The organism is Rothia kristinae NBRC 15354 (assembly GCF_001570865.1).
Lineage (GTDB): Bacteria > Actinomycetota > Actinomycetes > Actinomycetales > Micrococcaceae > Rothia > Rothia kristinae.
Genome location: NZ_BCSM01000003.1, coordinates 209299 through 217823 on the forward strand (window position 1 = coordinate 209299; position 8525 = coordinate 217823).

An 8525-nucleotide genomic window follows, 5' to 3' on the forward strand; every position below is an offset into this window, starting at 1 on the left:
CAGTCTACAAGGCGGCGGCGCCTGCGGGCAGGCCCGGGCCGGCGGGTATCGCCCACAGCGTGAGCGTGAGGCGCCCCGAGGCGACGGTCGCGGTGCCCCAGGTGGGACTCGAACCCACACTGCGCAGATTTTAAGTCAGCTGCCTCTGCCGATTGGGCTACTGGGGCGCAGGGGGCGGCCCGCCGACGCCGGGGCGCCGGGAGCCGCCCGCGCGGTGCGTCCCCTCGCGGGAGAGGACGCACCGCGCGGAGCCGAGACCGGGCTAGAGCCGGGCCTTCTTGGCCTCCGGGGCGTTGCCGGTGGCGGCCAGGAACGGCAGGCGCGGATCCCGGGCGTGGCGGATCGGGGTGGTGTCCCGGCCGAACACGGTGGACAGGATCCAGTTCGCGCCCACGCGGGCGGAGCGCTCCGCGGTGGGGATCGCGTAGCCGTGGTAGAGGCGGTGCATCAGCCAGGCCAGCGGACCCTCGAAGGAACGGCCCTTGATGTTGGCCACGCCCTTGTACGCCCCGAGCCCGGCGACCGCACCGAGGTTCTCGTGGTAGTAGTCCTCCAGCTGTCCGCCGCTGCGGGAGGCCAGCAGGTTCTTGGCCAGGCGCACGCCCTGGCGGGAGGCGTGCTGGGCGTTGGGCACGCAGAACCCGCCGACGCCGCCGCCGGTCAGGTCCGGCACCGCGGCGTTGTCCCCGGCGGCCCAGGCGCCCTCCACGGGGCCGTCGTCGCCGGTCACGCGCAGGTCGGCGCCCACGCGCACGCGCCCGCGTTCATCCAGCGGCAGGTCCGAGTTCTTCAGGAACGGCGCGGCCTGCACGCCGGCGGTCCAGATCAGGGTGTCGGCCTCGACCACCCCGGCCGAGGACTTTTCGGACATGTTCACCAGCTTCAGGGTGTGCCCGTCCTCCACCTCCCCGAGGGAGGTGTTCAGCAGGACCTCGATGCCGCGGGCGCGCAGGTGCGCGACGACCGACTCGGCCCGAGCCTCCGGGACCTCCGGCATGATCCGGCCCATGGCCTCGACCAGCACGAAGCGCAGGTCGCTGGAGCGCAGCTGGGAGGTGCGCTCCACGGCGTCGCGGGCCATGTCCTCGATCTCGCCGATCGTCTCGATGCCGGCGAAGCCGCCGCCGACGACCACGAAGGTCAGGGCTCGACGTCGGGCGTCTTCGTCCTTGAGCAGGCTGGCGACCTCGATGCGCTCGAGCACCCAGTTGCGCACGTGCTCGGCCTCTTCGATGCTCTTCATGCCGATCGCGGCGTCGGCCAGGCCCGGAATCGGGAAGGCGCGGGTCACGGATCCGGCGGCGACCACGATCTGGTCGTAGGTCAGCTCGTAGGTGTCGCCCGCGTCGATGCCGCGCAGGGTCGCGGTGCGGTTGCGGTGGTCGATCTTCTCCACGTGCGCGGCGAGGATCTCGCTGTCGCGCAGGTGCTGGCGCAGCGGGACCACGGCGTGACGGGACTCGATCGAGCCGCCGGCCACCTCCGGCAGGAACGGCAGGTAGGTCATATAGGGGTTGGGATCCACGACGGTGACGACGCCGCCGGAGGCCTTGACGTCCTTCTGGATCCGGGAGGCGACGGTCAGGCCGACATAGCCGCCGCCGACCACGAGAATACGGGGGCGATCGTTCGCCAGGTGGTTGAAAGCCATGGTGAGAATGCTACTCCTTGCGCTGGAGGGGTGGGCCCGTGGCGCCGCGGCGGGGATGGCCCCCGCGACGCCGGACCGGACGGTTCACCCGCCCCATCCTGCCACCGTGATGGCGCCCATGCCATCCCCCGTGCGAACTCGGGCCGCGGGGCGCGCGCCGCTCAGGAGAGCAGGGACAGGGCGATGCCGTCGAGGATGTCCTGCTCGGAGGTCACCGCGCCGCGGATCCGGCCCTCGGTCAGCTCCCCGATCCGCTGGGCGATCCGAGCCCAGATCTGCGCCCCCGCCCCGATGACGTCCTCCCGCCCGATCGGCATGTACTCCAGGTCCGAACGCTGCTCCCGGGTCATCCGCGTCAGCTCCCCGGCCGCCGCGGTGATCTCCTCGATGCCCAGCTCGGCCCCGTGCACGGCCTGGGAGTCGTAGCGCCGCAGGCCCAGGGCCCGGGCGGTCACGGTGGTCACGGACCCGGCCACCCCGATCAGTCGGGTCGCGGTGTCCAGCGGGACGGTCTCCAGGGTGGCTTCCACGGCGGCGTCGACGTCCTCGACCAGGCGGCGCAGCTGGGCCTCGGTGGGCGGGTTCGAGCTGAGGTAGCGCTCGGTCAGGCGCACGGAGCCGATATCGAGGGACCGAGCGGCGATCACCCCGTCGGCCTCGCCCAGCACGAACTCCGTGGACCCGCCCCCGATGTCCACGACGAGGCTGCGACCCTCGGCGGTCTGCGGCACGGCGGCCGCGGCCCCGGCGAAGGAGAGCCGGGCCTCCTCGTCCCCGCTGATGACCTCGGGTTCGATCCCCAGCCGCTCCCGGATCCCCGCGGCGAAGGCCCGCCGGTTGCCGGCGTCGCGGCTCGCGGAGGTCGCGACCATGCGCACCCGGTCCACGTCGTGGCGGCGCAGCTGCTCGGCGTAGGCGCCGGCGGCCTCGAAGGTGCGCTGGAGGGCCTCCTCGGAGAGCCAGCCGGTCGCGTCCACCCCGGCCCCGAGGCGCACGATGCGCATCTCGCGCACGACGTCGCGCAGCCGGGGCGGGGCCCCGGGGTTCCCGGGCTCGGCGTCGGCGATGAGCAGACGGATGGAGTTGGTGCCGCAGTCGATGGCGCCCACGCGCATGGTCGGGTCCTTCCCGTGGTGTCTCGGCAGGGGTGGGGCGTATCAGTCCTGGTCGCGCCAGGCGGGATCGCAGGCGCAGCGGTAAGGAGACCAGGAGGCCTCCACGGCCTCCAGGGTCTCATCCCCCAGGGGGTTGATGCCGGTCCCCACGGCCAGGGTATGTCCGAGCAGGGCGTGCAGGCACTTGACCCGCACGGGCATGCCCCCGACGGAGACGCCCTCGATCTCGGGAACCTCCCCGGTGCCGGCCAGACGCCCGATCCGCTCCCGGCGGGCCAGGTAGTCCTCGTGGGCGGCGCGATAGGCCGCGGCCAGCCGCTCATCCCGGCCCAGCCGCTCGGTCATCTGCGCCATGACCCCGGCGGCCTCCAGCCGGGAGGCGGCCTGGGTGGCCCCGGGGTGGGCCAGGTAGAAGACGGTCGGGAACGGGCTGCCCCCGGACAGCCGCGGGGCGGTCGCGGCCACGAGCGGGTTCCCGCACACGCAGCGGGCCGGGATCTCCACGACGTCGCGCACCGGGCGGCCCAGCATCCGGGTCAGGACCCGCAGGTCCTGGGCGGTGGGCTCCAGCCTGGTCTCGTCGACGCCGACGCCGGTCGCGGGGCGCACCTCGTGCCCGACGCCGGTCGGGGCCTGCGTGGGCTCGGTATCGCGGTGCTCGGCGTCACCGGAGGTGGCGTTCGGGGTGGAGCTGGGGGAGGACGGGTCCTGGGGCGAGGGGCTCAACAGGGTCTCCTGGGGTCGGTGGGGCAAGGGGGTCAGCGGGTTCCGGCCACGGATTCCCACAGGGTGGTCCCCCAGTCGGGATGGCCCTGGGCCGCGGCCTCCGCGGAGGAGTCATCGGCCTGGGCCTGGCCCTCCTGCTGGCCGATGACCATGTACGGGGTCTGCCCCGGGTCCACGTACATCAGCCGCTCACGAGCCTGCTGGCGGACGTAGTCATCCGAGTCCCAGCGCTTCTTCTGCTCCTCCAGGTCCGCCTGCTGGGACTGCAGGTCGGCGATGTCCCGGTGCAGGGACTGGATCTCGGCCTGCTGGGCGAAGTAGCGGTGCACGGTGGGCGCCAGCGGCACCACGAGCACGGCCGCGATCAGCAGCAGCAGGAGGGTGCGCCCGGAGAAGGAGCGGGCGGCCACCGGCTCCAGGGTGGGATGGCGATCCTCCTGCTCGGACCAGTCCTCGGCGCCGACCAGCGCACCCTGGGGGTCCTCCTGCTCGACCAGCTCCACCTCGGGCGGCCGCTCGGAGTCCGCCGGTCGGGTCGGTCGAGGTGCCGTCGGGCGGGATGCGGGGGCGCTGCGGACGGGGGTCCGGGTGTAGCCGAGCCAGCGGGCCGCGCCGCGCAGCGGATTCCTCATCGTGGGACTGCCCCTCTCCCCTGTCGGCGCGGACCGGGGCCCGCGCCGGCGGTGTCCTTGCGGATCCCGGCCTCGGAAGCGGCCCGGACCCGCGCGGGTCTGCTGACCCGCCCGCCCAGTCTAGCGAAGAACGACGCCGCCCAGCGCCGTCGCCCCCTCGGGTCGCGAGGGGACGGCGAGCACCGGGCGGCGTCGTCTCTCAGCGCGCTCAGCGCGCGCGGGCGGGCTCCGCGGCTCATCGGCCGCGGGTCCGGATCACTTCGCGGTGAAGCGAGGGAAGGCGGAGGCCCCGGCGTAGCGGGCGCCGCCGGCCAGCTCCTCCTCGATGCGCAGCAGCTGGTTGTACTTGGCCACGCGCTCGGAGCGGGCCGGGGCACCGGACTTGATCTGCCCGGCGTTGGTGGCCACCGCGATGTCCGCGATGGTCACGTCCTCGGTCTCCCCGGAGCGGTGGGAGATCATGCAGCGGTAGCCGTTGGTCTGGGCCATCTCCACGGCGTCGAAGGTCTCGGTCAGGGAGCCGATCTGGTTGACCTTGACCAGCAGGGCGTTGGCGGCGTCCATCTCGATGCCCTTGGCCAGGCGCTGCGGGTTGGTGACGAAGAAGTCATCGCCCACGATCTGCACCTTGTCACCGAGGTGCTCGGTGATGGTGCGGTAGCCCTCCCAGTCGTCCTCGTCCAGCGGGTCCTCGATGGAGACCAGCGGGTACTTGGCGACCAGCTGGTCGTAGTACGCGGACATCTCCTCGGCAGTCTTCTGCTCGCCCTCGAAGGAGTAGGTCTTGGAGTCCTTGTCGTAGAACTCGGAGGAGGCCACGTCCAGGGCCAGGGCGACGTCCTTGCCCGGGGTGAAGCCGGCCTTCTCGATGGCCTCGAGGATCAGGTCCAGGGCCTCGGCGTTGGAGTCCAGGTTGGGGGCGAAGCCGCCCTCATCGCCCAGGCCGGTGGACAGCCCGCGCTCCTTCAGCACGTTCTTCAGCGTGTGGTAGACCTCGGCGCCGTAGCGCAGGGCCTCGGAGAAGCTCGGGGCGCCGATCGGGGCGATCATGAACTCCTGGATGTCCACGTTGGAGTCGGCGTGGGAGCCGCCGTTGAGGATGTTCATCATCGGCACGGGCAGCACGTGGGCGTTGGGCCCGCCCAGGTACTTGTACAGCGGCAGCTCGGCGGACTCGGCGGCGGCGTGGGCCACGGCCAGGGAGACGCCGAGGATGGCGTTGGCGCCGAGCTTGCCCTTGTTGTCGGTGCCGTCCAGGTCCAGCATCGCCTGGTCGACGACGCGCTGATCCGCGGCATCCAGGCCGACGACGACCTCGGAGATCTCGTCCTCGACGGCCTTGACCGCATCCAGGACGCCCTTGCCGAGGTACAGGTGCTTGTCGCCGTCGCGACGCTCCACGGCCTCGAACTCGCCGGTGGAGGCACCCGAGGGCACCGCGGCGCGGCCGACGGAGCCGTCCTCCAGCAGGACCTCGACCTCGACGGTCGGGTTGCCGCGCGAGTCCAGGATCTGGCGGGCGTGCACGTCCAGGATGATAGCCATGGTGTTCTCCTTTGAATCGGGAAGGATGATGGGCTGATCAGTGCTCGGACCCCGAAGGGCCCTCTGCCACGAGTCTACCAATTCCCCACACGATCACACAGAGTTTCAGGGAAACCCAACTGGACGGCTCGGGAGGAGGCCGAACGGACCGGGGCCGACGCCGCGGCTCAGCCGACCCGGTGCACGTAGCGACGCACCGCGGCACGCAGCGCGGCCTCCGGGTCCACCCCCAGCTGCCGGGCCCGCACGACCAGTCCCAGCAGGGCCTCGCCCAGGGCCTCCTCGGTCCCCGCCGCCCCGGCGTCGGGCCCGGGCGGATCCGCGACCGGCGGGAGATCCAGGCCCGCCTTCGCGGCCCGGCCCAGGATCTTCTCCGCCCGGGCCAGGGCGGGCAGGCTCGGCGGGATGCCGTCGAAGGGCCCGGTGCGCTCGGGCTTCTCCCGCCGCTTGAGCTCCTCCCACGCGGCCCCGCGCTCCTGGGCGGTCGGAGCGGCGTCGGCCGGAGGCAGATCCTCCGAGGCCTGGGCGGCGTCCCCGGCGAACACGTGGGGGTGGCGCCGGATCATCTTGGCATTCAGCCCCGCTACCACGTCCGCGGCGTCGAAGGCCTCCTCCGGGCTCTCCTGGGCGATCCGGGCGTGGAAGACCACCTGCAGCAGCACATCCCCGAGCTCCTCGCGCAGCAGCGCGGCATCCACCCCGGGCCGCTGCGGGGACTCGATGGCCTCGATGACCTCGTGGGTCTCCTCCAGGAGGTACTTCACGAGGCTCGCGTGGGTCTGGGCGGCATCCCACGGGCATCCCCGCTCCGAGCGCAGCCGCCGCATGATCCGCACCAGATCCCCGAAGGCCCGTTCCGCCCGCGGCGCGACGGGTTCCTCCGCGGCGCCGCCGGGGGCAGTCTCAGTCTCGGGCGCGGCGGGCGGCAGGACGGCGTAGGCCTCCCGGATCCGCTCGGCCAGCTGCTCCCGCTGCCCGGCGGGCAGGAAGGCGTGGCGGGCGCCGGTCAGGGCCAGCTCCCGGAACTCCTCCCGGCCCCAGCCGTGGTGGTGGGTCAGCAGCTGCTGCTCCCGGGCCATCCAGGTGCCGCTCATCAGCCGGTTGTCCGGGGAGAGCAGCACATCGAAGCCCAGCGCGCGCAGCAGCGCGACCGGGTGCTCCCCCGGGGTGCGCGCCGGTGCCGGATCGTCGCGCCCGACGTCGTCCACCCGCGGGGCCGCCCCGGTCTGCAGATTCGAGCAGGGGCACACCTCCAGGCCGATCCCGGCGTCCCGGATCCCCGCGGCCAGCTCCCCCAGGACGAGCCCGGAGGCCGGATCGGCCGGGTCCGCGAGAGCCTGCGGGTCCCGGGTGACGTCCGCGAGCAGGCGCACCCCGTGACCCAGGCGCCGGGCCCGGCCGTGGACGACGGCCGAGCGGATGGACTCCGGCCCCGCGGCCTCCCCGGCGTGCAGGGTGACCGGCAGCAGGTGCTCGGCGCAGCGCTGCAGGGCCTCTCGGTGATCCGACGGCGGGTGGCCGGCCTCCGGCCCGGCCAGGTCGAAGCCGACCACGCCGTGCTCGCGGTGGGCCAGGGCCAGGTCCGCGACCCGCTCGGCGCCGTCCAGCTGGCGCATCGCGCACAGCAGCTGGCGCACCCGGATCCACTCGCCCCGAGCGGCCGCCTCCCGTTCGCCGGCGGCCAGGCCGCGAGCCACGGCCAGCACGGCCTCATCCGGGTCCAGTCCGGCCCGGGTGTGCTGCTGCGGGGCCCAGCGGACCTCGGCGTAGAGCACCCCGTCCGCGGCGGCGTCGAGCACGTACTCGCGGGCCACCCGCTCCAGCGCCTCGGCCGACTGCAGCACCGCGACGGTGTGCTCGAAGGTCTCGAGGTAGCGCTCCAGGGACCCCGAATCCGCCGCCTCCCGGAACCACCGGCCCAGGGGTTCCGGGTCGGACGCGGGCAGCTCGTGCCCGATCCGCGCGGCCAGCTGAAGGACGGTGCCCGGTCGCAGGGCGCCGTCGAGGTGGTCGTGCAGACACACCGACGGCCACGGGGGCGGCGCGCTGGCCGCCCCCGTGGCCGTCGGCTGGTGGCTCACAGGCTCCACTGCGTGAGGGCCTCGTTCATGTGCTCGGGGATGTTGGACCCGGTGCGCGGGTACATCCGCAGCTCCTCCACGTACTGCTGGGCCGGCAGCCGGTCCCGGTACTGGACGTAGCGCTCCTCGTCCGCGTAGTCGAAGGAGACCTCCGGGGGGATGCCCGGGGTGAAGCGGAACATCATCGCGATCGGGGAGCCCTGGCCCTCCTGGTAGGAGTCCTCCTTCAGGGCCAGCACCTGCAGGGCCTCCTCCGGAACCAGCTGGAAGGTGCTGCGCTGATCCCACAGGCCGTTGCCGCGCACGTGCGTCAGGGCGTCGTAGTAGGAGCCGAGGGCGCGCACCCGGATCAGCACGGTGGAGACGTCCCGGGCCGTGCCCTGCGGGCCGAACAGCGCCTGCTGGGCGTCGGTGAGGCGGGAGACCACCTGCGCCTCGGTGAGCACCAGGTTGCCGGGGGCCAGGCGGGTGTCCGAGGGCTTGGCCGGGGCCTGGGCGGGGGCGTGGTAGGAGGGGGCGATGTCGGCGTGCTCGGCCACCGACGGCGCGGACTCCGGCAGCGCGTCCTCGACGCGGTGCTCGCGCCCGGTCTGGTGCTCCTCATCCCAGGTGCTGTCCGGGACGACGGCGGGCACCGGCTGCTCGGCCCCGGCCTCACCCGCTCCGGTGGACCCGGTCTGCTCGGGGACCTCCCGGGCCTCCTGCGGGTCCCCGGCGGCGGCGTGCTCGGCGGAGGCGGACGCGGCGGCCTCGGGGGCCTCCTGCGGGTCCCCGG

General features: G+C 73.6%; 6 protein-coding genes, 1 tRNA gene and 1 pseudogene. All 8 read right to left on the reverse strand.

The genetic code is table 11. From position 1 onward, the window contains the following. Positions 1–93: 93 nt before the first annotated feature. Positions 94–167: transfer RNA gene (locus tag KKR01S_RS03370), tRNA-Leu, on the reverse strand. Positions 168–262: 95 nt separating this feature from the next. Then, on the reverse strand, positions 263–1651 hold the full coding sequence (locus KKR01S_RS03375) for an NAD(P)/FAD-dependent oxidoreductase (RefSeq protein WP_061225287.1): 1389 nt from the start codon (positions 1649–1651) through the stop codon (positions 263–265). A gap of 161 nt (positions 1652–1812) precedes the next feature. Continuing rightward, on the reverse strand, positions 1813–2766 hold the full coding sequence (locus tag KKR01S_RS03380) for a Ppx/GppA phosphatase family protein (protein ID WP_058730217.1): 954 nt from the start codon (positions 2764–2766) through the stop codon (positions 1813–1815). A gap of 42 nt (positions 2767–2808) precedes the next feature. Further along, entirely contained in the window at positions 2809–3492 is a 684-nt protein-coding gene (locus KKR01S_RS03385; RefSeq protein ID WP_404817469.1) for a DUF501 domain-containing protein, read from the reverse strand. Between the two features lie 32 nt (positions 3493–3524). After that, positions 3525–4124 (reverse strand): FtsB family cell division protein, encoded by a 600-nt coding sequence (locus tag KKR01S_RS11450; protein ID WP_058750856.1) that lies wholly within the window; start codon positions 4122–4124, stop codon positions 3525–3527. 255 nt (positions 4125–4379) lie between these two features. Then, a complete protein-coding gene (gene eno, locus KKR01S_RS03395) occupies positions 4380–5669 on the reverse strand; it encodes a phosphopyruvate hydratase (protein WP_058731788.1) in 1290 nt (429 codons plus the stop codon). Positions 5670–5836: 167 nt separating this feature from the next. After that, positions 5837–7750: an adenosine deaminase gene (locus tag KKR01S_RS11115; protein WP_081101515.1), complete on the reverse strand. Its 1914-nt coding sequence runs from the start codon at positions 7748–7750 to the stop codon at positions 5837–5839. Further along, a pseudogene (locus KKR01S_RS10945) lies at positions 7747–8525 on the reverse strand (ornithinee aminotransferase); the annotation flags it as partial. The gene KKR01S_RS11115 and the pseudogene KKR01S_RS10945, both read right to left, overlap by 4 nt.

Coding starts and splice junctions, on each gene's coding strand:
- KKR01S_RS03375 (WP_061225287.1), bottom strand. CDS start 1,651: ATGGCTTTCAACCACCTGGCGAACGATCGCCCCCGTATTCTCGTGGTC.
- KKR01S_RS03380 (WP_058730217.1), bottom strand. CDS start 2,766: ATGCGCGTGGGCGCCATCGACTGCGGCACCAACTCCATCCGTCTGCTC.
- KKR01S_RS11450 (WP_058750856.1), bottom strand. CDS start 4,124: ATGAGGAATCCGCTGCGCGGCGCGGCCCGCTGGCTCGGCTACACCCGG.
- eno (WP_058731788.1), bottom strand. CDS start 5,669: ATGGCTATCATCCTGGACGTGCACGCCCGCCAGATCCTGGACTCGCGC.